General features: G+C 66.5%; 26 protein-coding genes. 10 read left to right on the top strand and 16 right to left on the bottom strand.

Annotation, left to right across the window (positions count from 1 at the left end; all coding sequences use genetic code 11):
* Positions 1-22: 22 nt before the first annotated feature.
* Positions 23-925 (bottom strand): prephenate dehydratase, encoded by a 903-nt coding sequence (locus tag C8J46_RS06610; RefSeq protein WP_132736478.1) that lies wholly within the window; start codon positions 923-925, stop codon positions 23-25.
* Between the two features lie 104 nt (positions 926-1,029).
* Here C8J46_RS06610 and C8J46_RS06605 point away from each other — a divergent pair, with 104 nt between their 5' ends.
* Positions 1,030-1,746, top strand: coding sequence for a cytochrome c family protein (locus tag C8J46_RS06605; protein WP_132736475.1), 717 nt, complete (start codon positions 1,030-1,032; stop codon positions 1,744-1,746).
* A gap of 227 nt (positions 1,747-1,973) precedes the next feature.
* Here C8J46_RS06605 and C8J46_RS06600 read toward each other — a convergent pair whose 3' ends face one another.
* Both C8J46_RS06600 and C8J46_RS06595 read right to left on the bottom strand, forming a co-directional pair.
* Positions 1,974-2,858, bottom strand: a complete 885-nt coding sequence (locus tag C8J46_RS06600) for a TIGR00730 family Rossman fold protein (protein ID WP_132736472.1) — start codon at positions 2,856-2,858, stop codon at positions 1,974-1,976.
* A 122-nt stretch (positions 2,859-2,980) separates the two neighbouring features.
* The gene (locus C8J46_RS06595; RefSeq protein WP_132736469.1) at positions 2,981-3,634 is read right to left on the bottom strand and encodes an extensin family protein; all 654 of its coding nucleotides are present in this window, start codon (positions 3,632-3,634) and stop codon (positions 2,981-2,983) included.
* Positions 3,635-3,844: 210 nt separating this feature from the next.
* Here C8J46_RS06595 and C8J46_RS06590 point away from each other — a divergent pair, with 210 nt between their 5' ends.
* The 5 genes from C8J46_RS06590 to C8J46_RS06570 all read left to right on the top strand — a co-directional run bounded on the left by C8J46_RS06590 (position 3,845) and on the right by C8J46_RS06570 (position 9,668).
* The gene (locus C8J46_RS06590; RefSeq protein ID WP_132736466.1) at positions 3,845-4,999 is read left to right on the top strand and encodes a phosphoserine transaminase; all 1,155 of its coding nucleotides are present in this window, start codon (positions 3,845-3,847) and stop codon (positions 4,997-4,999) included.
* 202 nt (positions 5,000-5,201) lie between these two features.
* A complete protein-coding gene (serA, locus tag C8J46_RS06585; RefSeq protein WP_056061130.1) occupies positions 5,202-6,779 on the top strand; it encodes a phosphoglycerate dehydrogenase in 1,578 nt (525 codons plus the stop codon).
* A 109-nt stretch (positions 6,780-6,888) separates the two neighbouring features.
* Positions 6,889-7,251 carry an endonuclease domain-containing protein gene (locus C8J46_RS06580; protein WP_279388892.1) on the top strand — a complete coding sequence of 121 codons (363 nt, stop codon included), beginning with the start codon at positions 6,889-6,891 and terminating at the stop codon, positions 7,249-7,251.
* Positions 7,248-8,348 (top strand): ATP phosphoribosyltransferase regulatory subunit, encoded by a 1,101-nt coding sequence (locus tag C8J46_RS06575; protein WP_132736463.1) that lies wholly within the window; start codon positions 7,248-7,250, stop codon positions 8,346-8,348. The genes C8J46_RS06580 and C8J46_RS06575 overlap by 4 nt, the downstream gene beginning before the upstream one ends.
* Before the next feature lie 30 nt (positions 8,349-8,378).
* Positions 8,379-9,668, top strand: a complete 1,290-nt coding sequence (locus tag C8J46_RS06570; RefSeq protein WP_121885604.1) for an adenylosuccinate synthase — start codon at positions 8,379-8,381, stop codon at positions 9,666-9,668.
* Between the two features lie 62 nt (positions 9,669-9,730).
* Here the strand turns inward: C8J46_RS06570 and C8J46_RS06565 are convergent, their stop codons facing one another.
* Genes C8J46_RS06565 through C8J46_RS06535 form a run of 7 tightly spaced genes read right to left on the bottom strand, consistent with a single transcriptional unit; the run spans position 9,731 to position 14,621 of the window.
* Positions 9,731-10,204: a hypothetical protein gene (locus tag C8J46_RS06565; RefSeq protein ID WP_132736461.1), complete on the bottom strand. Its 474-nt coding sequence runs from the start codon at positions 10,202-10,204 to the stop codon at positions 9,731-9,733.
* 56 nt (positions 10,205-10,260) lie between these two features.
* Complete coding sequence (gene aroC / locus C8J46_RS06560) at positions 10,261-11,328, bottom strand: chorismate synthase (RefSeq protein WP_132736458.1); 1,068 nt, start codon at positions 11,326-11,328, stop codon at positions 10,261-10,263.
* Entirely contained in the window at positions 11,325-11,678 is a 354-nt protein-coding gene (locus tag C8J46_RS06555) for a DUF2442 domain-containing protein (RefSeq protein WP_132736456.1), read from the bottom strand. Before C8J46_RS06555 ends, aroC begins: the two co-directional genes overlap by 4 nt.
* Positions 11,662-11,874 carry a DUF4160 domain-containing protein gene (locus tag C8J46_RS06550; protein WP_243643245.1) on the bottom strand — a complete coding sequence of 71 codons (213 nt, stop codon included), beginning with the start codon at positions 11,872-11,874 and terminating at the stop codon, positions 11,662-11,664. The genes C8J46_RS06555 and C8J46_RS06550 overlap by 17 nt, the downstream gene beginning before the upstream one ends.
* Positions 11,875-11,909: 35 nt before the next feature.
* Entirely contained in the window at positions 11,910-12,713 is an 804-nt protein-coding gene (gene fabI, locus C8J46_RS06545) for an enoyl-ACP reductase FabI (RefSeq protein ID WP_132736451.1), read from the bottom strand.
* A gap of 11 nt (positions 12,714-12,724) precedes the next feature.
* Positions 12,725-13,717, bottom strand: a complete 993-nt coding sequence (locus C8J46_RS06540; protein ID WP_207894118.1) for a YihY/virulence factor BrkB family protein — start codon at positions 13,715-13,717, stop codon at positions 12,725-12,727.
* Positions 13,683-14,621, bottom strand: coding sequence for a DnaJ C-terminal domain-containing protein (locus tag C8J46_RS06535; protein ID WP_132736445.1), 939 nt, complete (start codon positions 14,619-14,621; stop codon positions 13,683-13,685). Before C8J46_RS06535 ends, C8J46_RS06540 begins: the two co-directional genes overlap by 35 nt.
* A 94-nt stretch (positions 14,622-14,715) precedes the next feature.
* Here C8J46_RS06535 and C8J46_RS20740 point away from each other — a divergent pair, with 94 nt between their 5' ends.
* Positions 14,716-14,859, top strand: coding sequence for a hypothetical protein (locus C8J46_RS20740; RefSeq protein ID WP_165886470.1), 144 nt, complete (start codon positions 14,716-14,718; stop codon positions 14,857-14,859).
* 137 nt (positions 14,860-14,996) lie between these two features.
* Here the strand turns inward: C8J46_RS20740 and C8J46_RS06530 are convergent, their stop codons facing one another.
* The 4 genes from C8J46_RS06530 to C8J46_RS06515 all read right to left on the bottom strand — a co-directional run bounded on the left by C8J46_RS06530 (position 14,997) and on the right by C8J46_RS06515 (position 22,580).
* Positions 14,997-15,881: a transglutaminase family protein gene (locus tag C8J46_RS06530; RefSeq protein ID WP_132736442.1), complete on the bottom strand. Its 885-nt coding sequence runs from the start codon at positions 15,879-15,881 to the stop codon at positions 14,997-14,999.
* A gap of 163 nt (positions 15,882-16,044) precedes the next feature.
* A complete protein-coding gene (locus C8J46_RS06525) occupies positions 16,045-18,483 on the bottom strand; it encodes a circularly permuted type 2 ATP-grasp protein (protein WP_132736931.1) in 2,439 nt (812 codons plus the stop codon).
* A 458-nt stretch (positions 18,484-18,941) separates the two neighbouring features.
* Positions 18,942-21,473, bottom strand: a complete 2,532-nt coding sequence (gene ligD / locus C8J46_RS06520; protein WP_132736440.1) for a DNA ligase D — start codon at positions 21,471-21,473, stop codon at positions 18,942-18,944.
* Positions 21,474-21,692: 219 nt separating this feature from the next.
* The gene (locus C8J46_RS06515; RefSeq protein ID WP_132736437.1) at positions 21,693-22,580 is read right to left on the bottom strand and encodes a Ku protein; all 888 of its coding nucleotides are present in this window, start codon (positions 22,578-22,580) and stop codon (positions 21,693-21,695) included.
* Between the two features lie 108 nt (positions 22,581-22,688).
* Here C8J46_RS06515 and pdxH point away from each other — a divergent pair, with 108 nt between their 5' ends.
* The 3 genes from pdxH to C8J46_RS06500 are packed head-to-tail and all read left to right on the top strand — an operon-like array spanning position 22,689 to position 25,042.
* Positions 22,689-23,267 carry a pyridoxamine 5'-phosphate oxidase gene (gene pdxH, locus C8J46_RS06510; RefSeq protein WP_132736435.1) on the top strand — a complete coding sequence of 193 codons (579 nt, stop codon included), beginning with the start codon at positions 22,689-22,691 and terminating at the stop codon, positions 23,265-23,267.
* Positions 23,264-24,211, top strand: coding sequence for a cation diffusion facilitator family transporter (locus tag C8J46_RS06505; RefSeq protein WP_132736432.1), 948 nt, complete (start codon positions 23,264-23,266; stop codon positions 24,209-24,211). The genes pdxH and C8J46_RS06505 overlap by 4 nt, the downstream gene beginning before the upstream one ends.
* 39 nt (positions 24,212-24,250) lie before the next feature.
* Positions 24,251-25,042, top strand: coding sequence for a PhzF family phenazine biosynthesis protein (locus tag C8J46_RS06500; protein ID WP_132736430.1), 792 nt, complete (start codon positions 24,251-24,253; stop codon positions 25,040-25,042).
* Positions 25,043-25,283: 241 nt separating this feature from the next.
* Here the strand turns inward: C8J46_RS06500 and C8J46_RS06495 are convergent, their stop codons facing one another.
* Positions 25,284-25,532 (bottom strand): UvrB/UvrC motif-containing protein, encoded by a 249-nt coding sequence (locus C8J46_RS06495; RefSeq protein WP_132736428.1) that lies wholly within the window; start codon positions 25,530-25,532, stop codon positions 25,284-25,286.
* A gap of 36 nt (positions 25,533-25,568) precedes the next feature.
* Positions 25,569-26,690 carry a tRNA 2-thiouridine(34) synthase MnmA gene (gene mnmA, locus C8J46_RS06490; RefSeq protein ID WP_132736425.1) on the bottom strand — a complete coding sequence of 374 codons (1,122 nt, stop codon included), beginning with the start codon at positions 26,688-26,690 and terminating at the stop codon, positions 25,569-25,571.
* Positions 26,691-26,739: the final 49 nt, after the last annotated feature.

Below are 26,739 nucleotides of genomic sequence, written 5' to 3'. Positions count from 1 at the left end.
CCCCTTGCAGGGCAGGATCACGTCACCCCCGCGATCGCGCCTGGCGGTACGTCCCCAACACGCGGAGCCATTTCGAGTGGAACCCGAGTTCCTCCAATGCATGATCGAGGTTTGCGTCGCCGGGCTTCCCAACCACATCCGCATAGAACTCGGTCGCGGAGAAGCTGCCGTTGCGCTGGTAGCTCTCCAGCTTGGTGATGTTCACCCCGTTGGTCGCGAACCCGCCGACCGCCTTGTAGAGCGCGGCGGGAACGTTCTTCACCTCAAAGATCAGCGTCGTCATCCACTCAGCCCCGACCGGCTCCTGCGCCGCCGGCGGCTTGCCGCCCCGTGCGAGAACCACGAACCGCGTCGTGTTGTGATCCGCGTCGGCGATGTCGGTCGCGAGCAGGTCCAGCCCGTACAGCCCGGCAGCGGCAGGTGGCGCGAGTGCCGCGATCGCAGGATCGGCGAGTTCGGCAACCTTTGCCGCGGCGCCCGCGGTGTCGGGATAGCTCACCGGCTCGATCCCGTGCGCTTTCAGCCAATGCCGGCACTGGCCGAGCGCCTGCGGATGGCTCATCGCCTGGCGGATGCCGTCTCGCGGGCCGGCGCCCATCAACGCATGGCGGATCGGCAGGAAATGCTCGCCGGTGATCACCAGCCCCGATTCGGGGAGCAGGAAATGGATGTCGGCGACGCGGCCGTGGAGGGAATTCTCGATCGGGATGATCGCGCAGTCGGCGCGGCCGTCCTTCACCGCATCGATCGCGTCGGAGAAATCGAAACAGGGCAGGGGGAGGCCGTCGGGGAACGCCTCGACCGCCGCGACATGGCTGTTGGCGCCCGGCGCACCCTGGAACGCGACCGCGCGCGTGGGGTCTGCCGCAGCGGCCTCGGTCATCCGCGCGACGATCGGACGGGCGGGGGCGGCGAAGTTTTCCATGCGCAGGCCGAGTAGAGAGCTGCCGCCCGCCAGACAAGCGCGGCTTGCGGTGCGCGCCAGCGTTTTCTATGGCTATCCCAAACAGAACAGGGCGGATGCACAAGATGGACAATCGGACCAATACGATCGCCGGCTGGGTGCTCGCAGGCTGTGGTGCGGCGCTCGGGCTGTCGATCGTCGGCGGGATGATGTTCCACGGCGAGCGCCCCGAGAAGATGGGCTATGCGATCGAGGGCGTCGTCGCCGAGGGCGGCGAAGGTGCCGCCGCCGAAGTGCCGATCGCGTCGCTGCTGCCGACCGCCGATGCCGCCAAGGGTGCGGAAGTGTTCAAGAAGTGCGCCGCCTGCCACACGATCAACCAGGGCGGCGCGAACGGCGTCGGCCCGAACCTGTACGGCACGGTCGGCGAGGAAATCGCCAAGGGCAAGGGCGGGTACGCCTTCTCCGCGGCACTGGCGGGCGTCGGCGGCAAGTGGGACTTCGACAAGCTCAACGCCTGGCTGACCTCACCGCGCAAGTTCGCGAATGGCACGAAGATGACCTTCGCTGGCTTAGGCAACGCGCAGGATCGCGCGAACGTGATCCTGTATCTCAACCAGCAGGGCTCGAACCTGCCGCTCCCCGCGGCGCCTGCGGCTGGCGCTGCGCCGGCGGCCAAGGATGCGGCGGCAAAGGATCAGCCGGCGACGGCGAATGCGGCCGAGGCTGCGGCGACGGAAGGTGCGCCGACCGCCGACATTGCCAACACTGGTACGCCAGCGTCTGGCGCGCCATCGGTCGATCCCGAAGCAGCGCGCAAGGGCGCCCGCTCGGAGAAGTAATCGCTTCTCCCCCTCCCCTGGGGGGAGAGGGGCGGGGTGAGGGGCCGCCCAGCAGCACTCGGCGTGGAACAACTTACCCGCTCGCAAGCCTCAATCCGTCACCCCAGCGAAAGCTGGGGTATCCCAGTTGGTTCTCGATCGGTTCGCCTGAAACCGGGAGACCCCAGCTTTCGCTGGGGTGACGAATCAGTTGGCGGACGGGTTTGGTGGGCGTCTGCGGAGGGAGCTTACCCCTCCGCTGCATCCTTCTCCGCCCGCTCGCGATAGAACGAATGCACAGCGTCCCAGGCCTCGTCCGCGGTCTCGACATAGCGGAAGATCCCCAGGTCCTTCTCGCTGACGACGCCTTCCTCGACCAGCGCGTCGAAGTTCACGACCCGCTCCCAGAATTCGCGTCCGAACAGCAGCACCGGGATCGGCTGGATCTTCCCCGTCTGGATCAGCGTCAGCAGCTCGAACAGCTCGTCGAACGTCCCGAATCCACCCGGAAACGCCGCGAGCGCCCGCGCATGCAGCAGGAAGTGCATCTTCCGCAGCGCGAAATAGTGGAACTGCACCGACAACGACGGCGTCACATACGGATTCGGCGCCTGCTCGTGCGGCAGGACGATGTTGAGCCCGATCGACTCGGCGCCGACGTCATCAGCGCCGCGGTTGGCGGCCTCCATGATCGATGGACCACCGCCCGAACACACCACGAACTGCCGCCAGCCACGCTCGTCGCGCGGCAGCACGCTGACCTTGGCGGCCAGCTCTCGCGCGACGTCGTAATATTTCGACTTCTCGACCAGCCGCTCGGCGATCTTCTTCGACTTCTCGTCGGTCGCAAGCGCCAGCAGCGCCTGCGCCTTCGAAGGCTCGGGGATGCGCGCAGAGCCGTAGAACACGAACGTCGAGCCGATCTTCGCCTCGTCGAGGACGAGTTCGGTTTTCAGCAGTTCGAGCTGGAACCGCACCGGCCGCAGGTCTTCGCGCAACAGGAAATCCATGTCCTGGAAGGCGAGCCGGTAATGCGGGTGCTGTGTCTGCGGGGTGGAAACGGAGTCGCGGGCGGACTCGGCATCCTGGCTGGCGTTCGGAAAAACGCGCGTCGGTACTCGTGTATCTGTCATTCAGGCGCGATTAGAGGAAAGGGGCAGGGAGGGCTAGACTGCCGTTTTCCTGCGAACGCAGGAATCCAGGGTCGCGGAGTACCGCGTTCGTAACCCTAGGCTCCTGCTTTCGCAGGAGAACATCAGCGGCAGAAACCCGCGCGATCGTCTTCGAGATGGAGGTGGTTGCGGTGTGCGGCGTTGTAGTCGGGGCTGAGCACCGTCCCGAACCGCTTGCACGCCGACGCGCGGATCATCTGGAGGAATTGCCGGACCTGCGGGTCGGGCGAGTTCCAGTCGTTCAGCACGGTGATTCGCCGCCCGTCCTTCAGCACGAACCCGCCGATATCGATCGCGTTGGCGATCGCGTGGCCGGAGCGCCTGCTCACATTGCGTGCAGAGCCGACGACGTTGCGGCACGAATAGCTCCCCATGCTGTCGATCCGCGCGAGTTCGCTGCCGAGCATCTGGTACGCGGCGGGCGCGACCGCGTTGCGCGTCCAGCCGATGAACGCGCGCGCCGCGCCGCAACGCACCGCGGTGAGGTTGGCGACGGGGACGCCGATATCGACGAGCTTCACGGTGCCGGCGAGCCCGCAACCGGGGCCGGTCTCGCGGTCGGGCAGGACCTGGAACGAAACGTGGAGCTGGCGAAGGTCGGCGAGGCACTGCGCTGTTTCCCGATTGCTCGGGACGGAGAGGTTGGGGCGGGTTTGAGTAGGGGCAGTGGGACGATCGGCGCGTCCGCAGGCGGCAAGCAGAAGGGTGACGATAAGGGAATAAAATACGCGATACATGGGCGTATAATCCTCGCCTTGGCCATCATTGTCACCCTATCTCCGTTCGTGCTGAGCGAAGTCGAAGCATCTCGCCGCAGGCACGGGACCCTTCGACTTCGCTCAGGGCGAACGGCAGGGAGAAGAGTTGACACCCCCGCGAACGCCGTTAGGGCCGGCGACGGGCCACGCGGTCCCAACGCCGCGCGTGCTCTCTGTGAGGAGAGATACATGACTGATACGACCTACGCACCCGCTACAAATGCGCCTGCACTGCCCGCTACGAAGCCGGCACGTCCCTTTTTCAGCTCCGGTCCCTGCGCGAAACCTCCGGGTTGGTCCGCGGACAAGCTCGCCACCGCATCGCTCGGTCGCTCGCATCGCTCGAAGATCGGCAAGACCCGCCTCCAGTACAGCATCGACCTGATGCGCGAGCTGCTCAAGCTCCCCGATACGCACCGCATCGGCATCGTCCCCGGCTCCGACACCGGCGCGTACGAGATGGCGATGTGGACGATGCTGGGCGCCAAGCCCGTCACCGCGCTCGCTTGGGAAAGCTTCGGCGAGGGCTGGGTCACGGATGCCGTGAAGCAGCTCAAGATCGATCCCACCGTCGTGCGCGCCGACTACGGCCAGATCCCCGATCTGAACGCGGTCGACTGGTCGAACGACGTGCTGTTCACCTGGAACGGCACCACGAGCGGCGTGCGCGTGCCGAATGCCGACTGGATCCCCGACGACCGCGAGGGTCTGTCGTTCGCCGATGCGACCTCCGGCGTGTTCGCGTACGACATCGACTGGACCAAGATCGATGTCGCCACCTTCTCGTGGCAGAAGGTGCTCGGCGGCGAGGGCGCGCACGGCGTGCTGATCCTCGGGCCTCGCGCGGTCGAGCGGCTTGAGAGCTACACGCCGGCATGGCCGTTGCCGAAGGTGTTTCGTCTCGTCTCTAAGGGCAAGCTGACCGAGGGTGTGTTCAAGGGCGAGACGATCAACACGCCGTCGATGCTGGCCGTCGAAGATGCGATCTTTAGTCTCGAATGGGCGAAGTCGCTCGGCGAAGACGGGCTGATCAAGCGCTCGGATGCGAATGCGGCGGCGTTGGACAAGATCGTCGCGGAGCGCGATTGGCTCGGCCATCTCGCGGTCGATCCGGCGACGCGGTCGAAGACCAGCGTGTGCCTGACGGTCGAGGGTGCCGACGAGGCGTTGATCAAGGCGATGGCTTCGGCGCTAGAAAAGGCTGGCGCGGCGTATGACGTGGCGGGCTATCGCGATGCGCCTCCGGGGCTTCGTATCTGGTGCGGCGCGACCGTCGACACCGCCGATATCGAGGCGCTCGGCCCCTGGCTCGACTGGGCCTACGCGACCGCCAAGGCCGCCTAGCTAGCTACCGCGTCTTTTACGCCCTCCTTCCAACTACCACCCCTACTCCGTCATCCCGGCGCACGCCGGGACCCATGGACACGGAGCGCCCGCTCATGATGCGGACCGCAACCGTGGGTCCCGGCTTCCGCCCGGGATGACGGGGGGCAGGATCGGAACGGAAGGCGACACCCCAATTCACCGAATTCCCAGGAGCAATCCCATGCCAAAAGTCCTCATTTCCGACAAAATGGATCCCCGTGCGGCGCAGATCTTCCGCGAGCGCGGCGTCGAGGTCGACGAGATCACCGGCAAGACGCCCGCCGAGCTGATCGCGATCATCGGCGAGTATGACGGCCTCGCGATCCGCAGCTCGACCAAGGTCACCAAGGAAATCCTCGAGCACGCGACCAACCTGAAGGTCGTCGGCCGCGCCGGGATCGGCGTCGACAATGTCGACATCCCCGCCGCGTCGGCGAAGGGCGTGGTCGTGATGAATACGCCGTTCGGCAACTCGATCACCACCGCCGAGCACGCGATCGCGCTGATGTTCGCGCTCGCCCGCCAGCTGCCCGAGGCCGACGCTTCCACGCAGGCCGGCAAGTGGGAGAAGAACCGCTTCATGGGCGTCGAGCTGACGTCGAAGACGCTCGGGCTGATCGGTGCGGGCAATATCGGCTCGATCGTCGCCGACCGTGCGCGCGGCCTCAAGATGAAGGTCGTCGCGTTCGATCCGTTCCTGACGCCCGAGCGCGCGATCGAGATCGGCGTCGAGAAGGTCACGCTCGACGAACTGCTGGCGCGCGCCGACTTCATCACGCTGCACACGCCGCTGACCGACCAGACGCGCAACATCCTCTCGGCCGAGGCGCTCGCCAAGACCAAGAAGGGTGTCCGCATCATCAACTGCGCGCGCGGCGGGCTGATCGACGAGGTCGCGCTGAAGGCGGCGCTTGATTCGGGGCAGGTCGGCGGCGCAGCGCTCGACGTGTTCGTCGAGGAGCCTGCCAAGGCGTCGCCGTTGTTCAACACGCCGAACTTCGTCAGCACGCCGCATCTCGGCGCGTCGACCACCGAGGCGCAGGTCAACGTCGCGATCCAGGTCGCCGAGCAGATGGCCGATTTCCTGATGTCGGGCGGCGTCACCAACGCGCTCAACATGCCGTCGCTGTCGGCGGAGGAAGCCCCAAAGCTGAAGCCGTACATGGCGCTGGCGGAGAAGCTGGGGTCGCTGGTCGGGCAACTCACCACCGGCGCGGTGTCGCGGATTTCGGTGCATACCGAGGGCGCGGCGGCGGATCTGAACGCCAAGCCGATCGTGAGCGCGGTGCTCGCCGGCTATCTCCAGACGCAGACCGCGACCGTCAACATGGTCAATGCGCCGGTGCTGGCACGCGAGCGTGGTCTTGAGGTTCGCGAAGTGCGTACTGAGCGCGAGGCGGATTACCACACGCTGCTGCGCGTCGCGGTGAAGACCGAGGATGGCGAGCGTTCGGTGGCGGGCACGCTGTTCGGCGATTCGGCGCCGCGTCTGGTCGAGCTGCTCGGGATCAAGATTGAGGCCGATCTGGCGGGGCCGATGCTGTACGTCGTCAACGAGGATGCGCCTGGGTTCATCGGTCGTCTCGGGACGGCGCTGGGCGAGGCTGGCGTGAATATCGGGACGTTCCACCTCGGGCGTCGGTCGGCGGGCGGCGAGGCTGTGTTGTTGCTGTCGGTTGACGAAGCGGTGACGCCCGACCTGCTCACCAAGGTCCGCGCGCTGCCAGGCGTAAAGACCGCAATGGGCCTGAACTTCTAACAAGACTCCCTCTCCCCTCGGGGAGAGGGTAGGGGAGAGGGGCAGTACCAAGAGATGGCGTTTGGGGCGCCCCTCTCCCCGGCCCTCTCCCCAAAGGGGAGAGGGAGTCGTGCCCAAAACCGATGACAGCATGCTGCGCCGGGCGAAGGCGATGCGGTCCGGGCAGACCGGACCGGAAATGCGGTTCTGGTACGAAGTTCGAGCCAAGCGCTTCCAAGGCGTGAAGTTCATCCGCCAGGTCGTGATCGGCCCATTTATCGCGGATTTCGTCGCGCGTTCGCACATGCTTGTTGTCGAGCTTGACGGCGATACGCACACCGATCAAGCACGCGACGCCCGCAGGACGGCGTGGCTGGAAGAGCAGGGATATCGGGTGATCCGTTTCGCCAATACCGATGTGATGACCAATCTCGAAGGCGTTTTGCAGGTGTTGGGCGATGCACTTGTCACACGCGTGGATCTGACACGATGACCGCACTCCTCCCCGAAGGCTTCCGAGATCGCCTCCCCCCGTTCGCCGATTCGGCGGCGGCGCTGGAAGCCCGCGTGCTCGAAGCTGCGCGACTCCACGGCTACGAGCGCGTCGATCCGCCGCTCGCCGAATTCGCCGATGGGCTTGAGATGCGACTCAAAGCCGGCGGCCTCCACGATGCGGTGCGCTTCGTCGATCCGGTGTCGCAGCGGACGCTCGCGATCCGCCCCGACATCACCGCACAGGTCGCGCGGATCGCCGCGACGCGGATGGGCCACCACCCGCGGCCGGTTCGCCTGAGCTATGCCGGCTCCGTGCTGAAACTGCGCGCGTCGCAACTCGCGCCAGCGCGGGAGACGCGGCAGATCGGGTGCGAACTCATCGGGCTCGACTCGGTTGCCGCGGCGCAGGAACTGGTCGCGGTTGCAGTCGAAATGATTGCCGCCGCCGATGTTACCGGCGCATCGATCGACTTTACGCTGCCCGATCTGGTGCCGACGCTGGCCGCTGGACCATTGCCGGTCGCGGATGACCTCGTCGCAACCTTGCGCGACCGCCTAGACGCAAAGGACGCGGGCGCCGTGGCCGCACTCGCGCCCACCTACCTCCCGCTGATCGAAGCCGCGGGCCCGTTCGACCAGGCGATGGACCGCCTCCGCGCCTTCGACACGACCGGCGCGCTCGCCTCTCGCCTCGACGGCCTCGCGCGCATCGCCGAAGCACTCGACGGCCGCGTCGCGCTGACGCTCGACCCAACCGAGCGGCACGGCTTCGAATACCAGACCTGGCTCGGCTTCTCGCTCTTCGCCGACGGTAGCGCACGCGAAGTCGGCCGCGGTGGCACCTACACCATCGTCCACGAGAACGGCGCGGAGGAAGCTGCGACGGGCTTCTCGTTGTTCGCCGATGCGCTCGTCGAACGCGTCGTTACCGTCGATCGCCGCCGCCTCTTCCTCCCGTTCGGCACGACAGCCGGCGAAGGCGCCGCAATGCGCGCGCAAGGCTGGGTCACCGTCGCCGCTCTGGACGCCGGCGACACCCCCGAAGCACAAGTCTGCACGCATCTATGGGTGGCGGGCGAGCCCCGCGCGCTGTAGGCGCTGCGCGTAATCCTCAGGAGATAGAGTTTGGCCAACGTAGCAGTCATCGGCGCGCAATGGGGCGACGAAGGCAAGGGCAAGATCGTCGACTGGCTCGCCGAGCGCGCCGACATGGTCGTGCGGTTCCAGGGCGGGCACAATGCCGGCCACACGCTGGTCGTCGGCGACAACGTGTACAAATTGTCGCTGCTGCCGTCGGGCATCGTCCGCGGGACTCCGTCGTTCATCGGTAATGGCGTGGTGCTCGATCCGTGGGCGCTGAAGGACGAGATCGCGCGGTTGGGTGCTCAGGGCGTCGTTGCCACGCCCGAGACGTTGCGGATCGCCGACACCTGCGCGCTGATCCTGCCGTTTCACCGCGACCTCGACGGTCTGCGAGAGGACGCCAGCGGCGCCGGCAAGATCGGCACGACCCGCCGCGGCATCGGGCCTGCGTATGAGGACAAGGTCGGTCGCCGCGCGATCCGCGTGTGTGATCTCGCGCATCTCGACGACCTCGGGCCGCAGCTCGATCGTCTCACCGCGCATCACGACGCGCTGCGTGCCGGCTTCGGCGAGCCGCCGATCGACCGTGCGCGCCTGATCGCTGAACTGCGCGAGATCGCTGGCTTCGTGTTGCCGTTCGCCAAGCCTGTATGGCGCGATCTCAATGCCGCGCGCTCGGCCGGCAAACGTATCCTGTTCGAGGGCGCTCAGGGCGTGCTGCTCGACGTCGACCACGGCACGTATCCGTTCGTCACTTCGTCGAACACCATCGCAGGCGCTGCGGCTGGTGGTTCCGGCCTCGGCCCATCGGCAGTCGGCTTCGTGCTGGGGATCGCTAAGGCATACACGACGCGCGTTGGTTCGGGTCCTTTCCCGACCGAGCTCGAGAACGAGACCGGCGAGCGGCTCGGCGTACGCGGGCATGAGTTCGGGACGGTCACGGGGCGGAAGCGCCGCTGCGGTTGGTTCGACGCTGTGCTGGTGCGCCAGGCGGCGGCGGTCGGTGGCATCACCGGGATCGCGCTGACCAAGATCGACGTGCTCGACGGGTTCGAGACGGTGTCGATCTGCACCGGCTACAGCTTGCGCGGCGAGACGCTCGACTATTTCCCGGCGCATGCGGCGGACCAGGCGCTGGTCGAGCCGATCTACGAGACGATGGAAGGTTGGCAGGAGACGACTGCCGGTGCGCGCAGCTGGGCCGACCTTCCCGCGCAGGCCATCAAGTACATCCGCCGGATCGAGGAGCTGATCCGCTGCCCGGTGACGCTGGTGTCGACCAGCCCGCAGCGTGCCGACACGATCCTCGTCCGCGATCCGTTCTCGGACTGAGCGGACACTAAAAAGCCGGGCGATCGCTCGCCCGGCTTTTCATTTACTGGGGCGACGTCGGATCAGCGCGGTGTCGTCGTGCCGGTCGTCCCGCCCGTGGTCGAACCCATCGTGCCGGTGGTCGTGCCACCCATCGTGCCCGTGGTGCCGGTCGTGCCACCCATCGTGCCGTTGGTACCCGTCGTACCGCCCATCGTGTCGGCACCCATCGTGCTGCCGGTCGTGCCCGACATCGTGCTGCCCGTCGTGCCGGTGCCGCTCATGGAGCCCGACGTAGTACCGCGCGTGCGGCTACGAGCCTTGGTGCCACGCTGCGTGCGCGTCGTGGTCGAACGGGTGCTGGTCGAGGGATTGGCCTGATCCATCGTGCCGGTGGACATGCCGCCGGTCGTGCTGCCTGCGGTCGAACCGCCCATGGTGCCGCCGCTCATCGTGCCACCCGTGGTACCGCCCATCGAGCCGCCGGTGCCCGTCTGTGCCAGTGCCACGCCCGGAATGATCAACGCTGCCGCTGCGATCGAAGTCAGAATACGCATTTCGCTCTCCTATGTTGTTGAAGAGCAAGCGCTTCAGTTCCGCATAGGTTCCGACGTCAGCCGCACTGTCCACGATGCAGCAACGCCTGGTCGGCGAGCACGAGCGCCACCATCGCCTCGACCACGGGGACTCCGCGGATGCCCACGCATGGGTCGTGACGCCCCTTGGTGGCGATCGTCGCGGCTTCGCCGGTCGGGCTGATCGTCTCGACCGGGGTGAGGATCGAGCTGGTCGGCTTGAACGCGACGCGCAAGGTGATTGGCTGGCCGGTCGCGATCCCGCCGGCGATCCCGCCCGCATGGTTGGCGAGGAACTCCGGGCCATCCACACCTGGACGCATTGGGTCTGCATTTGCTTCGCCCGATAACGCAGCGGCCGCGAACCCGTCGCCGATTTCGATGCCCTTGACCGCGTTGATGCTCATGCAGGCGGAGGCGAGTTCGGAGTCGAGCTTGGCGTAGAGTGGCGCGCCCCAGCCGGCTGGCACGCCGGTTGCCTCGCACGCGATCACAGCGCCGAGCGACGATCCGGATTTCCGGGCGGCATCGACGAGTATCTCCCAGCGGGCGGCAGCGGCGGCGTCCGGGCAGAAGAACGGGTTCTGGTCGATCTGTGCATCGTCGAAGTTCGCGGGGTCGATCGCGTCGCCGCCGATCGCCTCGACCCACGCGCGGATACGGACCTGCGGGACGACGAGGCGTGCGACCGCACCGGCGGCAACGCGGGCGGCGGTCTCGCGCGCGGAGGAGCGGCCACCACCGCGGAAATCGCGAAACCCGTATTTCGCGTCATAGGCATAATCGGCGTGACCGGGGCGATACGCCTTGGCGACGTCGGAATAGTCCTTGGAGCGCTGGTCGACATTCTCGATCATCAGGCTGATCGGCGTGCCGGTGGTGCGCCCCTCGAACACGCCCGACAGGATGCGGACAGTATCCGGCTCGCGCCGCTGCGTGGTGAAGCGCGAGGTGCCGGGGCGACGCTTGTCAAGCCAGGGCTGGATATCGGCCTCGCTCAACGGAATGCCAGGAGGGCACCCATCGACCACCGCACCGAGCGCAGGCCCATGCGACTCACCCCAAGTCGTAAAGCGGAACAGCCGTCCGAACGTATTGAAGCTCATTCCGCTGCGACCGCGTCCCAGGCGGCGCCGAACCGCTCTGCCATATAGCGCGCCGTGCCGAAGCGGCCGGCCATGAGCCCCGCCACGGTAAAGTCAGCGTCGAGCGACTCCCAATGCAGGCCAAATCCGACGCCCAGGATTTCGACTTCGGCGATCTGGTCCGGGGTCGCGCGATCAAAGCCCTGCAACAGATGCGGAGGGAACGCGAACGTCGATCCATTCACCAGATCGACCACGATCCGATCCTGGTCCCGATCGTAGCGGGCGCTTTTGGCCCGTGGCTTGGTCGCCATTGCGATGCGACCGCGCTCGTTCGCAGCCAGAATATCTTCGTCAGTCAGTTCGGCCATGGATTTCGACCCATCTCGTCAGCAGCATTGCCCGGTTCCGTGCGACGGCGGCAAGCGCACGCCGCTGCATCGCGCCGCTCAGTCGTTCCGCGTATAACATGCGCGGAGAGCCCCCGTCGCCTCCGATCTCGATCTTCGCTTCGCCGTCTCCGAATACATGAACATGCGCTGGTGCGTGATCGTCGAGGAAGATCATGAACCGCAGGCCATGCAGCCGGAGCACGGTTGGCACTAGACCAGCGCGATGTCGGGGGCGTCTTCTGCCTTCATGCCGATCACGTTGTAGCCGGCGTCGACGTGGTGCGTCTCGCCGGTCACGCCGCTCGCCAGGTCGCTCAGCAGGTACAGACCCGCGCCGCCGACGTCGTCGATCGTCACGTTGCGCTTCAGCGGCGAGTTCAGCTCGTTCCACTTCAAAATCAGCCGGAAATCGCCGATGCCACTCGCCGCCAGCGTCTTGATCGGACCTGCCGAGATCGCATTGACGCGGATGTTGTCGCGGCCGAGATCGACCGCCAGATACTGCACACTCGTCTCGAGCGCGGCCTTCGCCACACCCATCACGTTGTAATGCGGGATCACCTTCTCGGCGCCATAATAGCTGAGCGTCAGCATCGCGCCGCCCTCGGTCATCATCTTGGCCGCGCGCTGCGCCACCGCGACGAACGAATAGACCGAGATGTTCATCGTCATCAGGAAATTGTCGAGGCTGGTGTCGACGAACCGCCCTCGCAGCTCGTTCTTGTCCGAAAAGCCGATCGCGTGGACGACGAAGTCGATCGTCGGCCATTCCTCGGCGAGCTTGGCGAACGTAGCATCGAGCGCACCCATGTCCGATACGTCGCAATCGAACAGCCGCGCAACGCCAAGCTGCTCGGCGAGCGGGCGGACGCGCTTCATCATCGTCTCGCCTTGGTAGCTGAACGCGAGTTCCGCGCCCGCTTCGGACAGCTTCTTGGCGATCCCCCAGGCGAGCGACTTGTCGTTCGCCAGGCCCATGATCAACCCACGCTTGCCCGCCATCAAACCGTTCACGCCGTCCCCGCCTATTCCTGCATATCCGTAGCAGGCTGCTCTAGCGTTGTTTCGGGTGGTTCCGCCAGTGCCGCGTTGAGATGGGCGCCGAATACCAGCCCGAGCCCGATGACGTAGAAAAACAACAGCATGATGACAACGCCAGCCAGACTGCCATAGGTCAGGTCGTAACCACCGAGCCGCGACAGGATAACCGGCAGCAACGCGGTCGCGCTGACCCACCAGGCGGTCGTGAACAGCGCACCCGGCCATTTACGGCACTTCGAATAGCGATAGCGCGACGGCGTCACCGAATAGAACAGCAGGTACAGCGCGCCAAACATCAGCAGGCCGGGGATAAGACGAGATAGCCCAACCCACCCGGCGGCGTCCTGCGCGAACGGCAGTAGGCGGTAGATGAACTGCTCGGCCGCGGTCAGGATGCCCTGCACCAGGAACGACAGCAGCGCGATCACCACCGACAGGATGATCACCGCGGACGAGCCAAGCCGCGACTTCCAGAACGGCGCGGTTGCCTTGATCCCGTAGGCGCGGTGGAAGATGTCGCGGATCGTCTCGACGAAGCTGCCGACCGTCCACAGACCAACGAGCGCACCTAGCCACAACAGCGATCCGGTCCGCGCGGCGAGCACGTCGGCGATCGGCTTGCGCAACAGATCGCCGACATTGGGTGGCAACACGTTCAGGAACGATTCGACCGCCCGCACCGTCTCGACGCTCTGTCCGAACAGCGACAGGATTGCGGCGGCGACGATGAAGAACGGGAACACCGTCATCAGCGCGAGATAGGCGAGGTTCCCGGCGTGGATGAAGCCGTCGTTGAACACGCCGATCGCGGCGCGCTTGAATACTTCAAATGCGTAGCTGCCGGGCCTGACCTTCGCCATGCCGCGGTTGAGACGGGATCGCGCGGCGCCATGTTCGTGCGCGCGCGCTTCGGGCGTAAGGGGACTATCGTTCACAAGGCGTTCAGACGCCCATGGCCCCCCGCGGGTTCCCCGCATCGCGACCATCCCAGCTTTCGACGAACGCGGTCAGCGCCGCATCGCTCGCGGGAATGTCGATCATCAGCGTGACCAGCTGGTCGCCGCGCGTGCCGCCCTTCTTGTGGAAACCCTTGCCCTTGAGGCGGAGCGTCTTGCCCGAAGTGGTGCCCTTGGGGATCGTCAGCATCACCGGCTTGTCGACCGTCGGCGCCTTGATCGAACCGCCCAGGACCGCCTCGGCCAGCGTGATCGGCAGTTCGAGGCGGACGTCGTCGCCGTCGCGCGTGAAGAACTTGTGCGGCTGGACCTCGATCGTCAGGATCGCATCGCCGGCGCCGCCCGGACCCTGCTCGCCCTTGCCGGCAAGCTTCATCTGCGTGCCGGTCTCGACGCCGGCGGGGAGCTTGAGGTCGAGCGTCTTGCCGTCGGACAGCGTCACGCGCTGCGGCTCCAGCGTTGCGGCTTCGACGAACGGCACCTGCAGGCGATACGCGACGTTCTCGCCCTTGGGCTGCGGCCTGCGACCGAAGCCGCCGGAGAATCCGCCGCCACCGCCGCGCTGCGCGCCGCCGAACAGGCCCTCGAAGATGTCGCTCATGTCGGGGGCCCCGGGGCCGCTCTCATAGCCTTCGCTGCGGAAGCCGCCGCCGGGCTGCGGTCGCCCGCCGCCACCGCCGCCAAAGCCGAACGGCGACGCCGGGTTGCCATCGCCGTCGATCTCGCCGCGATCAAACCGTGCGCGCTTGTCCTTGTCGTTCAGCAGGTCATACGCGTTGGTGACCGTGCTGAACCTCTCCGACGCCTTCGGATTGTCCTTGTTGCGGTCGGGGTGAAGCTCTTTTGCGAGCTTGCGGTACGCCTTCTTGATGTCGGCTTCGGTCGCGTCGCGCGCTACACCCAGAGTCTTGTACGGATCGGCCACTTACGTCCCCATTATACCTTGCGCGTCTATGTGGGGGGATCGCCCGCGCAACGCAATTGCGCGCGGGGTGTTTGGTTGAACGAGAGGAACGATCATGACCGACAAGCAACCGATGCAGGGCGTGCCGAAGAACGACGATGGCGCGAAGGAGAAGGACGGAGTCAACAACGCGCCGGCCAAGGACAAGAGCGGCGAAAGCGGCGGCGGCTCGTATCCGAACCCGCACGACGAGAAGTAACGCCTTCATCCTCCCCTATGAGGGGAGGTGGCAGCCCGCTTGGGCTGACGGAGGGATGACCCGCCATCGAGACGGTGTCACCCCTCCGTCTGGCAAGTGCCAGCCACCTCCCCTTGCAGGGGAGGATCGCATCGCTCTTATGCGGACTCCAACGGCGCAACATCGACGCTGACGTCCATATTCTGCGCGCCCGACCCGAGCACCACGCCGTCGACCGGCGCGATCTCCGCATAATCCCGCCCGACCGCCATCACGATGTGATCGCTCGCCATCCAGATTCCGTTGGTCGGATCGACCCCGACCCAGCCACGCACCGGCCCGCACCACAGCAGCACCCACGCATGCGTCGCATCCGCGCCGACCAGCCGCGGCTGGCCCTCGGGCGGGATCGTGCGGATGTAGCCCGAGGCATACGCCGCGGGGAGGCCCGCCGCCCGCAAACCCGTGATCATGATCTGTGCGAAATCTTGGCACACGCCCTTGTGTTGCAGGAACGCTTCGTGCGGCGGGGTATCGACCAGCGTCGCGTCGGCGTCGAACTCGAACTCCTGCTGGATTCGCCGCGCTAGCGCGATGCCGGCCTCCAGTGCGCCGCGCGAAGGATCGAGATCGGGTGCGCAATAGTCCGCGATCGCCTGGTCGAGAGGGATCAGCGGCGAGGGGTAGATATAATTCGCCGGGCTCGCCGCAGACAGATCGGTGCTGGTCCGCGCCATCGCCGCGATCTCTGCGAGAGTCGGATCGCTGGCGTCGGGCACCGGCACGAGCCGATCTACCGTCATCCGCGACCGGCTCTCGATCGTCAGGTGCCGCACCGGGCTGTCGACCACCAGTCGCGTGACGTTGGCGAGCCCCGCCTCGGCTCTCGCGGCGCTGGTGCGGCCCGCCGGATGCACCGACAGCGTGTAGGAGTCCAGATGCTGCCCCGGCCAGTCGATCGGTTTCAACCGCAGATTGCACCGCGCGAACTTCACGCTCGCGCCGTAATCGAACGTCGTGACGTGGCGGATATCGTAGATCATCAAAATCCTCCCCGGCACGGGGAGGGGGACCGCCAGCCGCTTGCTGGTGGTGGAGGGGGGGCGCTACGAACGGTGCGCTGGTGGAGAGCCCCCTCCACCATGCGCTGCATGGTCCCCCTCCCCGTACCGGGGAGGATTTGCAGATCTACCCTCACACCGCTCCTCACGCCAACGTCAGCCCACTCGTCCGCAAGGGTTCGGCCCCCTGCAGGAAATACCGCCGCGCCAGCGCATCCGACACCGCACCCAAGCGCCGCTCGATATCCCCCAGCGTCTCCGCATTCAGCTCAGCCGCGGTCGCGGTCATCACGATCGCCTGTAATCCGGTCGCCTGCGCCTGTTGCGGCTCCGCCATCTCGTCGTCGCTCAGTACCGGCAACTCCGCCAACCGCGCCGCAATCCGCTCCGCCGAAAACGCCAACGACCGTGGATTGCCCGGATCGAGCGCCACCAGGTCCATCACCGGCACCCGCGCGATCCCGGTCGGATAGCGCTGGCGATAACTGATCTGACTGTCGGCAAGGTCGAGCAGCACCGACAAATCGTCCGGCGACGCGCCCGGCATCCCGAACAACCGGATCGCGCGCGCCATCGCCATCGCCCGCTCGATCCGCCGGCCGAGATCGTGGAACCGCCACGCCGCCGTCCGCCCCATATGCTCGGCCGATAGCCCCGCGATTGCAGCATACCGCCGTTGCAACGACCCGGCTCTCTCCAGCATCCCGCGATGCGTAGGGAAGGGGGCCTCGAGCAGCCGCACCATGTCCGCTGACAACCGATCACGCGAGCCTTCGCCGATCTCGCGCGCATGCCGGTTGAGCGTCAGGATCGACTGCCAGCGTTCGTCCTCCATCGCGGTACGGGCGAGCGCGGTCAGGTCTGCACGGCGCAGCGACGGCGGGTGCGGCGCGCTGCCCGCGCCGACGATCAGCCCCACCAGCTTGCCGACCGTGGTGGGGGACAACACCGCCCCCCCGTCGACGTCGATCGAATTGCCCAGCATCACCCGGATCGCGCCGAGCAGAGCCTCGCCCCGCTCCAGATAGCGCCCGAGCCAGTAGAAATTGTCCGCCACCCGGCTCGGCAACGTCCCGGGATTGCGCCGCACCTGAAGCGAGTCCGCGGCGGTCAGCAGCGATACGGGCGCGACCGGCTCGGCACCATAGATGCAGACATCGGCGGACCAGATCCCTTCGCCCATCACCGCCGCCCGCGCGTCGGGATGCTCGCCGATCCGCGCGAATCCGCCGGGGAGGACGGTCCATTCGCCGTCGCCGTTACGCGCCGCGAACACGCGCAGCGTGAAGGGCCGCGGGACCAGCGCATCGCCGACGACGACCGGCATCGTCGAGAGTTGGACCAGCTCCTGCCCGACATAATCCTGCGGCCTGTTCGCCATGTCTGCGAGCAAGCGCGTCCGGTCTTCGCCGGTGATGTCGGCGCCGGTGGTCGGGCCGCCGGTCATGCCGAGCGGGCGCGCATGGAAGGCGGGCCCGATCAGCAGACGGTCGAAATCGGCTTCGACCTGCGCCCGCGCGCCGTCCTGCCCGCACCACCATGTCGCGATGTTGGGGAGGATCAGGTCCTCGCCGAGCAGCGATTTCGCCAGCTGCGGCAGGAACGCCGAAAACGCCGGCGCCTCCAGCACCGCCGAGCCCGGCGCGTTCGACAACACGACGTTGCCGGCCGCATAGGCGTCGATCAGTCCGGGCACGCCGATCTGCGAATGCGTGTCGAACGCCAGCGGATCGAGCAGCCGTGGGTCGAGTCGCCGCCACAGCGCATCGATCCGCTTGAGCCCACCAATTGTGCGGACATACACCTTGTCCTCGAGCGCGGCGAGATCGGCGCCCTCGACCAGCAGCAGCCCCAGATAGCGTGCAAGATGCGCCTGTTCAGGATAGCTCGGGTTGAACCGGCCGGGCGTGAGCAGGCCGATCCGCGGATCGGTCCGCTTGCACATCGCCGCGATCCCTGCGCGAAACGCGGCAAAGAACGGCGCGTGCCGCTGGACGTTGAGCCGATCCTGCAACCCGCCGAGCGTGCGGCTGACGGCGATGCGGTTCTCCAGCGCATACCCGGCGCCGGCGGGTGCGCGGAGGTGATCCGCGAGCACGCGCCATTCGCCGGAGGGGCCGCGGCCGAGATCGATCGCGATGAAATCGAGATGGCGGCCGCCGGGTGGATCGAGCCCGACCATCGGGCGGAGGAAGAACGGGCTGCCAGTGACGAGCGCGGCGGGGATGTGGCCGTCGGCGACCAGATTGCCCGCGCCGTAGAGATCGGCGATCACCGTCTCCATCAACGTTGCGCGCTGGATCACGCCGCGCTCGATGCCTGCCCACTCGCCTGCCTCGATCAGGAGCGGGACGGGGGAGACGGGCCAGGGGCGCTCATCGGGTTCGTCGGCGATGCGGAAGCCGGTGCCGATGTCGGTGGCGTGGCGCTGGACGCGCTCGCGGATGTGGCCGAGGTCGTCGGAGGCGACTGTCGCCAGCTCGGCGAACATCGCCGCCCAGGCGGGGTCGGCATCTTCGCAGAGCACGTCGGCGCTGGTGCTGCGCGCGCAATAGTCGGCGATCCAGCGCTCGGCGTGGATCATCGCGTCGAACGCCGTATTGGCGGCGGGGGTCGCCGGTTGCGTCGCGGTTTCCAATGTTTCGAGCCCCTGAATACTGGCGGCGGTGTTTCACCTTTCAACGCGGCGGTGCAACATAAAAGCGTGCTGGGGAGGCCTCACCTCCTTGTTCTCCCGGCAGTATCTGCCTCATCCCCCGCCACACCCGTCATCCCAGCGGAAGCTGGGATATTCCGCTTGGCGGACGTGACGCTCGCCCCATTAAGATCCCAGCTTTCGCTGGGATGACGGGGGAGGGGGAGCGATAGGGGCAAGGCGAGGGAGGAGTGCAAAGACTCCCCACCACCATAGCACCACCCCGGCGTAGGCCGGGGCCCAATTGGGGGGACGGCGTTAGTGAAGGGCATCGCTTCGTTACGACCACCTTTCCAATTGGGCCCCGGCCTTCGCCGGGGTGGTGGTAGGTCGGGGAGAGGCAAGGCTCACAAATCCGGTAGCACCTGATCTGCCACACCCCACCCCGCCAGCGCCCGCGACCCAGCCCGCTCGATCAGTTCCGCTCCATCCTTCACGCCCCACCGCGCGGCAGTCTCGATATCGCGCAACTCGGTCCACGACACTGGTGCCGCCACCGGCGCACCCGCTCTCGCCCGCGCCGAATACGGCATCACTGCCGTGGCGCCGCGCTGATTCCGCAGCCAGTCGATGAAGATCCGCCCCTTGCGCTTGGCCTTCGCCATTGTCGCGACGAAGCGCTCCGGTTCGGCTCCTGCCATCGCTCGCGCGAAGCGGTCTGCGAAGTCCTTTACCGCCGGCCATTCCGCCTCCGGGGTCAGCGGCACGACGACATGCACGCCCTTGCCTCCCGACAGCATCGGGAAGCTGACTAGGCCCAGTTCGGCGAGCTGGTTCTTCAGATGCTCGGCCGCCTTCTTCGTGTCGCCGAAGTCGAGGCCTTCGTCGGGATCGAGATCGAACACCAGGCGGTCGGGCTTCTCCAAAGTCGCGTTCGACGAGCCCCAGCCGTGGAACTCGATCGTCCCCATCTGCACGCACGCGACCAGCCCGTCCGCATCATCGACGTACAGATAGTCTTCGGTCGAGCCGTCCTTCTCGCGGATCGGCACCTTATGGACCGCGTCGCCGAAGCTGCCGGCATCGTGTTTCTGGAAGAAGCACGCGCGCGAGCGGCCTTGCGGGCAGCGGACGAGGCTGATCGGGCGGTTGGCGGCGAACGGCAGCATGATGCCCGAGACCGCGACGTAGTAATCCGCGAGATCGCCCTTGGTGACGTCCGACTTGTCGAAGATCACGCGGTCGCGGCTGCTGACCTTGATACTCGTCGCGGGCGCGGCGCTCTCCTCCACATCGGGCAGCGGCGCGGGCATTTCGGCGACGACATCCTTCGCCGCCTTGTCCTCGCGCAGGCCGATGAAGCTCGAATGGCGGAGCACGCCGTCGGGGGTGACCTCGGCGAAGGCGACCTCTGCGACCAGTTTCGGCGTCACCCATTTCCCGCCGCGGACCGCGGCCTTGGGCGCCTCGACCGTCGGCGTTTTCCGGTCGAGCGCGTCGAGCTTGTCGCGGATCTCGTCCATCAACGCCTGGTCGAAACCGGTGCCGACCTTTCCCGCATAGCGATACCCTTTGCCCTCGCGGACGCCGAGCAACAGCGACTTGAACCCGCGCTTCTTGTCGGATGGGAGCCAGCCGACGATCACGAATTCCTGGCGGTGCGTGCATTTGACCTTGAGCCACGCCTTGGTCCGCTTGCCGGTATAGGGTGCGTCGGCGCGTTTCGAGACGATGCCTTCGAGGCCTTCGCGGCACATCGTCTCGAACAGTTGCTCGCCTGCGCCGATGACGTGGTCGGAGTAGCGGAGGCGGTCCTCGTCCTCGGGGATCAGGGGTTGGAGGCGCGCCTTGCGGTCGAGGTTGGAGAGTCCGGTCAGGTCCTCGCCGTCGAGCGCAAGCAGGTCGAACGCGAACAGCGTCATGTCGCCGCCGGCGGAGATCGCGTCCGTCAGCGTCGAGAAATCGGGGTGGCCGTCCTTGAACGCGACGATCTCGCCGTCGATCAGTGCGGATTTTACCGGGAGTTTCGCGGCGGCGGCGGCGATCGCGGCGAACTTGTCGGTCCAGTCGAGGCCGGTGCGAGTGAAGACTTTCGCCTTGCCGTTGGCGACGGAGATCAACGCGCGATAGCCGTCGTATTTTACTTCGTGGAGCCAGGCGGAGCCGGTGGGGACGGCGTCGACGAGGGTGCAGAGTTGCAGGTCCTGAAAATCCTCCCCGGCACGGGGAGGGGGACCGCCGCGACCTTTCGCGGTGGTGGAGGGGGGGCTGCCACTGGCGAGAGCTTTACGGCTGGCGGTACTCTTGCGGCCCGCCCCCTCCACCAGCTTCGCTGGTCCCCCTCCCCGTGCCGGGGAGGATTTGCCTTCTTCGATCTCGATCATCGTTCGGCCGGTCGAGACGCTGGTCAGCGCTTCCTCGACCAGCGTGTCCGTGCCGCCCGCCGCCGCATCGTCGATTTTCCGCAGGAGCCAATTCTCGCGCTTTTCCTTCGCGCGCGGTTTCAGTCGGATCAGCAGCCATTCGCCCTTCATCCGCTCGCCATCAAGGACGAAGTGGAGGTGACCCTTGTCCAGATCCTTCGCCGACTTGCCCTTGATCGGCGACCATGTGCCGCGGTCCCACAGCATGACGGTGCCGCCGCCATATTCGCCCGCGGGGATGGTGCCTTCGAAGGTGGCGTAGCTGAGCGGGTGGTCCTCGGTGCGGACGGCGAGGCGTTTTTCGTTGGGGTCGAGGCTGGGGCCGCGGGTGACCGCCCAGCTTTTCAGGACGCCGTCGATTTCGAGGCGGAAGTCCCAGTGGAGGCGGGTGGCGTCGTGCTTCTGGACCATGAAGCTGTTGCCGTTGCCGGGGGCCAGCGTACCCGCGGGTTCGGCGGTCTTGGTGAAGTTCCGCTTTGAATTGTAGAGGGCGAGGGGATCTGGGGGCGTGGCCATCAGCAGCGTCCCATCTTCGTCATCCCGGCGAAAGCCGGGACCTCGTGCAGCAGGGGGAAGGTCTGCAACGGGGAGATCCCAGCTTTTGCTGGGATGACGGGGGAGGGGGCCCAAATATACGTCATCCCAGCGAAAGCTGGGATCTGGTGCGGCAAGGGCGACCTCGCCAACCGGGATATTCCAGCTTTCGCTGGAATGACGGTGAGGGGGGCAAGGGCGCTATGCACGTTTTTTTGCAGGAGCTTTGGCAGCCGTTTTCGCCGGCGCGCGCTTGGCGGGGGCTTTCTTCGCTGGTGCCTTCTCCGCCGCCGCACTCCCCCCGCTCTTCTCCATCGACTTCTTCAACGCCGCCATCAAATCGACCACGTTCGAGCCGGTCTTCCCGCCGGTGTCCTTGTCCTCGATGATCTTCTTCCCGTTCGCCTTGCGCTTGCGTTCGATCAGATCCTTCAACGCATCGACATAGCGATCGTGGAATTCCTGCGGGTGGAAGTCGGCGCTGCGCTTCTCGATCAACGCCTCGGCGAGCTCCAACAGTTCCTCGGACGGCTTGTCGTCGGGGATCTCGCGGAAATAGCCCTGCGCCTTGTGCACTTCGTCGGCGTAGCGGAGCGTCTCCAGCACCATGCCGCGCCCGCACGGCTTCAGGCTCACGACATATTCGCGGCCTCGCATTGCCAACTGCCCAAGCCCGACCTTCTTCGTCCGCTTCAACGCCTCGCGCAGAACGATGAACGCCTCCTCCGCGAGATCATCGGCGGGCACCACGAAATACGGCTTCTCGTAATAGAGCACGTCGATCTCGCTCGCATCGACGAACTGCGTCAGCTCCAGCGTCTTCTTCGACTCCAGCTTCACCGCGTCAATCTCGTCCTGCTCCAGCAGAACGTATTCGCCCTTGGAGACCTCGTATCCCTTCATGATCTCGTCGGCATCGACCGGCCCGACGCCGGTGACGACCTTGTCGTAATGGATCGGCTGGCCCGACGGCTCGTGGATCTGCTTGAACGACACCGCCGCGCCGGATTTTGTCGCGGAGTAGATCTCGACCGGGATCGAGACGAGGGCCAGCCGGATCTGCCCCTGCCAATATGCGCGTGCTGCCACTTGGCGTTCCTTCGTTGCGGAAACGATTCGATTACCTGGGTCAATCATCGGCACGGTAGAGTCGTTCCCAAGTTTCGTTCCGCGCCAAATCCCGCTAAGGCGCGCGGCATGTCAGACGATCCCTTCACGCTGTTCGATAGCTGGTACGCCGAAGCCAAGCAGTCCGAGCCGAACGACCCGAATGCGGTCGCGCTCGCGACTGCCGACGCGGAGGGGCGACCGTCGGTGCGCATGGTGCTGCTAAAGGGTCATGGGCCCGACGGTTTCGTGATCTACACCAACCGCGAAAGCCGCAAGGCGGGCGAGATGGCCGCCAATCCGCAGGGTGCGCTGCTGTTCCACTGGAAGTCGCTGCGCCGTCAGATTCGGATCGAGGGGCCGGTATCATGGGCGACGGACGAAGAGTCCGACGCCTATTTCGCCTCGCGCGGCCGTGATTCGCAGTTGGGCGCGTGGGCGTCGGAGCAGTCGCGGCCGCTCGACAGTCGCGACACCTTCGAGCAGCGCTTTGCCGAAATGACCGCGAAGTTCGAGGGTCGGGACGTGCCGCGGCCGCCGCATTGGGGTGGCTACCGCGTGACGCCGACGCGGATCGAATTCTGGCAGGACCGTGCGCACCGGCTCCACGAACGTCGGTTGTTCGTTCGCGAAGACGGCGCCTGGACCGAGGGATTGCTGTTCCCATGACCCAGGACGAACGTCGCAAGATCATTCCCCTCGCAACCCGCGCGGCGCTCGCCAGCGTCGCGATGGCGTGTTTCCTGCTGCTGCTGAAGGGCTTTGCGGCGTGGTCGACGGGCTCGGTGGCGATGCTCGGGTCGCTCGCCGATACCGCGCTCGACCTGCTCGCGTCGCTGGTGACTCTGTACGGCGTGCGGCTCGCGGCGACGCCGGCGGATCACGACCACCGCTTTGGCCACGGCAAGGCTGAGGCGCTCGCCGCGCTGTTCCAGGTCATGCTGATCACCGCCTCGGCGGTCGGCATCGCCTGGCGCGCGATCCTGGCGTTCGGCGATCCGCAGCCGACCACCGGCGCCGATTTCGGCATCGGCGTGTCGGTGATCGCGATCGTCGCCACGGTGTTCTTGCTCTCGTATCAACGCCGCATCATCCGCCAGACCGGCTCGGTCGCGATCCTCGCAGACAACGTCCATTACCAGTCCGACGTGCTGCTCAACGGGTCGGTGATCGTCGCGCTCGTGCTCGATCAATATGTCGGGTGGAGCGGCGCAGATCCGATCTTCGGCATCGTGATCGCGTTGTGGCTCGCCTGGGGCGCGTTCCAGGCGTCCTCGAACGCGATCGACCAGCTGATGGACAAGGAATGGCCGGAGGATCTGCGCACGCAGTTCCTCGACGTCGCCGCGCGCCAGCCCGGCATCCGCGGTATCCATGATTTCCGCACGCGGCGCTCTGGCAGCCACGATTTCGCGCAGTTCCACATGGAGGTCGCGCGCGATCTGACCGTGGAACACGCGCACGACATCGTCGAGGCGGTCGAGCGCAACCTGCGTACCGCGTTCCCGAAGGTCGAGGTGCTGATCCATCTCGATCCCGAGGGCCATGTCGATACCGACAATCCGCTGGTCGAGGCGGATGTGACGCCGCATTGGTTTGGTAAGCGGGTATAACCCGCTCGGGGTTCGGCAAACGCGTTTGAGGATTCGGGCATGAGAATACCGTTCGCGCAGATCGATGCGTTTTCCGACACGCCGTTCGGCGGCAACCAGGCGGCGGTGATGCCGCTGGCGGCATGGCTCGACGACGCCGTGCTGCTCGACATCGCGCAGGAGAACAACCTGAGCGAGACGGCGTTCATCGTTGCGTCGGACGGCGAGGGCGTCGATTTCGACCTGCGCTGGTTTACGCCGGGCGCGGAGGTCGCGCTGTGCGGCCATGCGACGTTGGCGAGCGGGCATTTCGTGTTGTCATCGGATACCGCACTTGATCGGGTGCGGTTCCGGACGCGGCAGGCGGGGATGCTTGAGGTCGCGCGGGCGGATAGCGGGTATACGCTGGAGCTGCCGGCATGGGGGCCTAGTCCGAAGGCGATTCCGGAGATCGTCGCGGCGTTGACCGTCGAGTCGCCGGTCGAGACGTTGTGGCACGAGAAGGGCTATGCGCTTGTCATCGTCGAGAACGAGGCCGTGGTGCGCGATCTGAAGCCGGACTTCGCGGCGCTGGCGAAATTTCCGATCGTCGCGATCGTCGCTGCGCGGGGGGAGGCGACCGACATCGTGAGCCGCGTGTTTACGCCGTACTACGCAATCAACGAGGATCCGGTGACGGGTTCGGCGCACGCGGTGATGGTGCCGTATTGGGCGCCTACGCTGGGGGACAGCTTTACCGCGTATCAGGCGAGTGCGCGGGGCGGGAAGCTGACGTGCCGGTTGGCGGGGGACCGGGTGGTGCTCGGCGGGTCGTGCGTGACGACTATCGAGGGGACTTTCCTGCTTCCGTAACGGTGCCTATTGCCTAGCTCATCCGCGGGAGCTGTCACCCGCCTTCATCCGTCACCCGCTTCCATCCGTCACCCCAGCGAAAGCTGGGGTCTCCCACGGGGCAGATGACGGGAGTCCCATGCTGATATCCCAGCTTTCGCTGGGATGACGGGGTGGGGATGACGGGGTTGAGGGATGACGGGGCTGGGATGGCGATGTGGTGGGGGTGGGGACTTCTACTTCTTCCGTTCCGTTCCGTTCCCTACCGCTTCCGCCCCTTGGTCATCGGATCGGGCTTTTTCGGTTTCACCCAGCCCGGCGGTGGAGTCATGCGCTGCTGGCTGGTGCCGAGGCCCATCGCGCCCGGCTGTTGGCGGGTCAGCCCAGCCGTGTCCGCGACCTCGCCGCCACCGCGCAGTACACTAATCTCATCGCGCAGCCGGCTCGCGGTTTCGAAGTCCATCGCGGCGGCGGCGGCTTCCATCTGGCGGCGCAAGGTTTCGATATCCATGCCGCCTCAACGCACCAAGCCCGCAAAGGGCACGCGTCAGGCGGCGACCAGTGCCGCCTCGGTGTCCGCGATCCAGCCGCCGCCGAGCACGCGCTCGCCTGCATAGAGTACCGCCGCCTGCCCTGGCGCGACGCCGTATTCGGGTGCGTCAAACACCACGCGGTCGCCGATCAGGCGGGCGGGGACGGGCTTGGCCATCGACCGGACCTTGGCGGTCAGCGGTCCGGTGAAGTCGCCGCCGAGCCAGTTGATGTCGGTCATCCGCGCCGCCTCGACCGCGAGTGCGCGACGGGGGCCGACGACGACGCGCTTCGTGGCGGGTTCGACGCGGACGACATAGAGCGGCTCGGGACTGCCGCCGATCTCCAGCCCGCGACGCTGTCCCACCGTGAAGTGGATCAGCCCGCGATGCTCGCCGAGCTTGGCCCCGCCGAGATCGACGATATCGCCCGCCGTCTCCGCCGCCTCGGGCCGCAGCTTCTTCACCAGCCCGGCATAATCGCCATCGGGGACGAAGCAGATATCCTGGCTGTCCGGCTTGGCCGCGACGCCGAGCCCGAGTTCCGCCGCGATCTCGCGCACCCGCGCCTTGGGCAGGCCGCCGAGCGGAAAGCGCAGATAGTCGAGCTGGCTCTGCGTGGTCGCGAACAGGAAATAGCTCTGGTCGCGCGCCGGATCCGCCCCGCGGTGAAGCTCGGCGCCGTGCGTGCCCTCGACTCGGCGGACATAATGCCCGGTCGCCAGGCAATCCGCACCGAGATCGCGCGCGAGCTTCAACAGATCGGTGAACTTCGGACCCATGTTGCACTGGACGCACGGGATCGGCGTCCGGCCCGCGAGATATTCGTCGGCGAACTTGTCGACCACCTGCTCGCGGAAACTGGTCTCATGGTCGAACACGTAATGCGCGATGCCGAGTCGGTCGCACACCGCGCGCGCGTCGCGGATGTCGCGACCGGCGCAGCACGAGCCTGCACGGCCGACCGCCTCGCCGTGGTCGTAGAGCTGCAACGTCACGCCGATCGTCTCGGCGCCCGTGGCATGCGCGAGCGCGGCGACGACCGAGCTGTCGACGCCACCGGACATCGCCACGACGATGCGCTTTCCGGCCGCGCCTGCACCGGCAGGGGGCCCGAGCTGAAAATCGGTCTGATCCATGGTCACCACATAAGCGCGACGGCGCGCGGTTGCAAAAAGATGCAGCGGT

The organism is Sphingomonas sp. PP-F2F-A104-K0414, assembly GCF_004340945.1.
Lineage (GTDB): Bacteria > Pseudomonadota > Alphaproteobacteria > Sphingomonadales > Sphingomonadaceae > Sphingomonas.
Note: the sequence above shows the minus strand (reverse complement) of the source record. Positions and strands in the feature narration are given on the sequence as shown.

Coding starts and splice junctions, on each gene's coding strand:
- C8J46_RS06610 (WP_132736478.1), bottom strand. CDS start 925: ATGGAAAACTTCGCCGCCCCCGCCCGTCCGATCGTCGCGCGGATGACC.
- C8J46_RS06605 (WP_132736475.1), top strand. CDS start 1,030: ATGGACAATCGGACCAATACGATCGCCGGCTGGGTGCTCGCAGGCTGT.
- C8J46_RS06600 (WP_132736472.1), bottom strand. CDS start 2,858: ATGACAGATACACGAGTACCGACGCGCGTTTTTCCGAACGCCAGCCAG.
- C8J46_RS06595 (WP_132736469.1), bottom strand. CDS start 3,634: ATGTATCGCGTATTTTATTCCCTTATCGTCACCCTTCTGCTTGCCGCC.
- C8J46_RS06590 (WP_132736466.1), top strand. CDS start 3,845: ATGACTGATACGACCTACGCACCCGCTACAAATGCGCCTGCACTGCCC.
- serA (WP_056061130.1), top strand. CDS start 5,202: ATGCCAAAAGTCCTCATTTCCGACAAAATGGATCCCCGTGCGGCGCAG.
- C8J46_RS06575 (WP_132736463.1), top strand. CDS start 7,248: ATGACCGCACTCCTCCCCGAAGGCTTCCGAGATCGCCTCCCCCCGTTC.
- C8J46_RS06565 (WP_132736461.1), bottom strand. CDS start 10,204: ATGCGTATTCTGACTTCGATCGCAGCGGCAGCGTTGATCATTCCGGGC.
- aroC (WP_132736458.1), bottom strand. CDS start 11,328: ATGAGCTTCAATACGTTCGGACGGCTGTTCCGCTTTACGACTTGGGGT.
- C8J46_RS06555 (WP_132736456.1), bottom strand. CDS start 11,678: ATGGCCGAACTGACTGACGAAGATATTCTGGCTGCGAACGAGCGCGGT.
- C8J46_RS06550 (WP_243643245.1), bottom strand. CDS start 11,874: ATGATCTTCCTCGACGATCACGCACCAGCGCATGTTCATGTATTCGGA.
- C8J46_RS06540 (WP_207894118.1), bottom strand. CDS start 13,717: ATGCGGGGAACCCGCGGGGGGCCATGGGCGTCTGAACGCCTTGTGAAC.
- C8J46_RS20740 (WP_165886470.1), top strand. CDS start 14,716: ATGACCGACAAGCAACCGATGCAGGGCGTGCCGAAGAACGACGATGGC.
- C8J46_RS06530 (WP_132736442.1), bottom strand. CDS start 15,881: ATGATCTACGATATCCGCCACGTCACGACGTTCGATTACGGCGCGAGC.
- C8J46_RS06525 (WP_132736931.1), bottom strand. CDS start 18,483: ATGATCCACGCCGAGCGCTGGATCGCCGACTATTGCGCGCGCAGCACC.
- ligD (WP_132736440.1), bottom strand. CDS start 21,473: ATGGCCACGCCCCCAGATCCCCTCGCCCTCTACAATTCAAAGCGGAAC.
- pdxH (WP_132736435.1), top strand. CDS start 22,689: ATGTCAGACGATCCCTTCACGCTGTTCGATAGCTGGTACGCCGAAGCC.
- C8J46_RS06505 (WP_132736432.1), top strand. CDS start 23,264: ATGACCCAGGACGAACGTCGCAAGATCATTCCCCTCGCAACCCGCGCG.
- C8J46_RS06500 (WP_132736430.1), top strand. CDS start 24,251: ATGAGAATACCGTTCGCGCAGATCGATGCGTTTTCCGACACGCCGTTC.
- C8J46_RS06495 (WP_132736428.1), bottom strand. CDS start 25,532: ATGGATATCGAAACCTTGCGCCGCCAGATGGAAGCCGCCGCCGCCGCG.
- mnmA (WP_132736425.1), bottom strand. CDS start 26,690: ATGGATCAGACCGATTTTCAGCTCGGGCCCCCTGCCGGTGCAGGCGCG.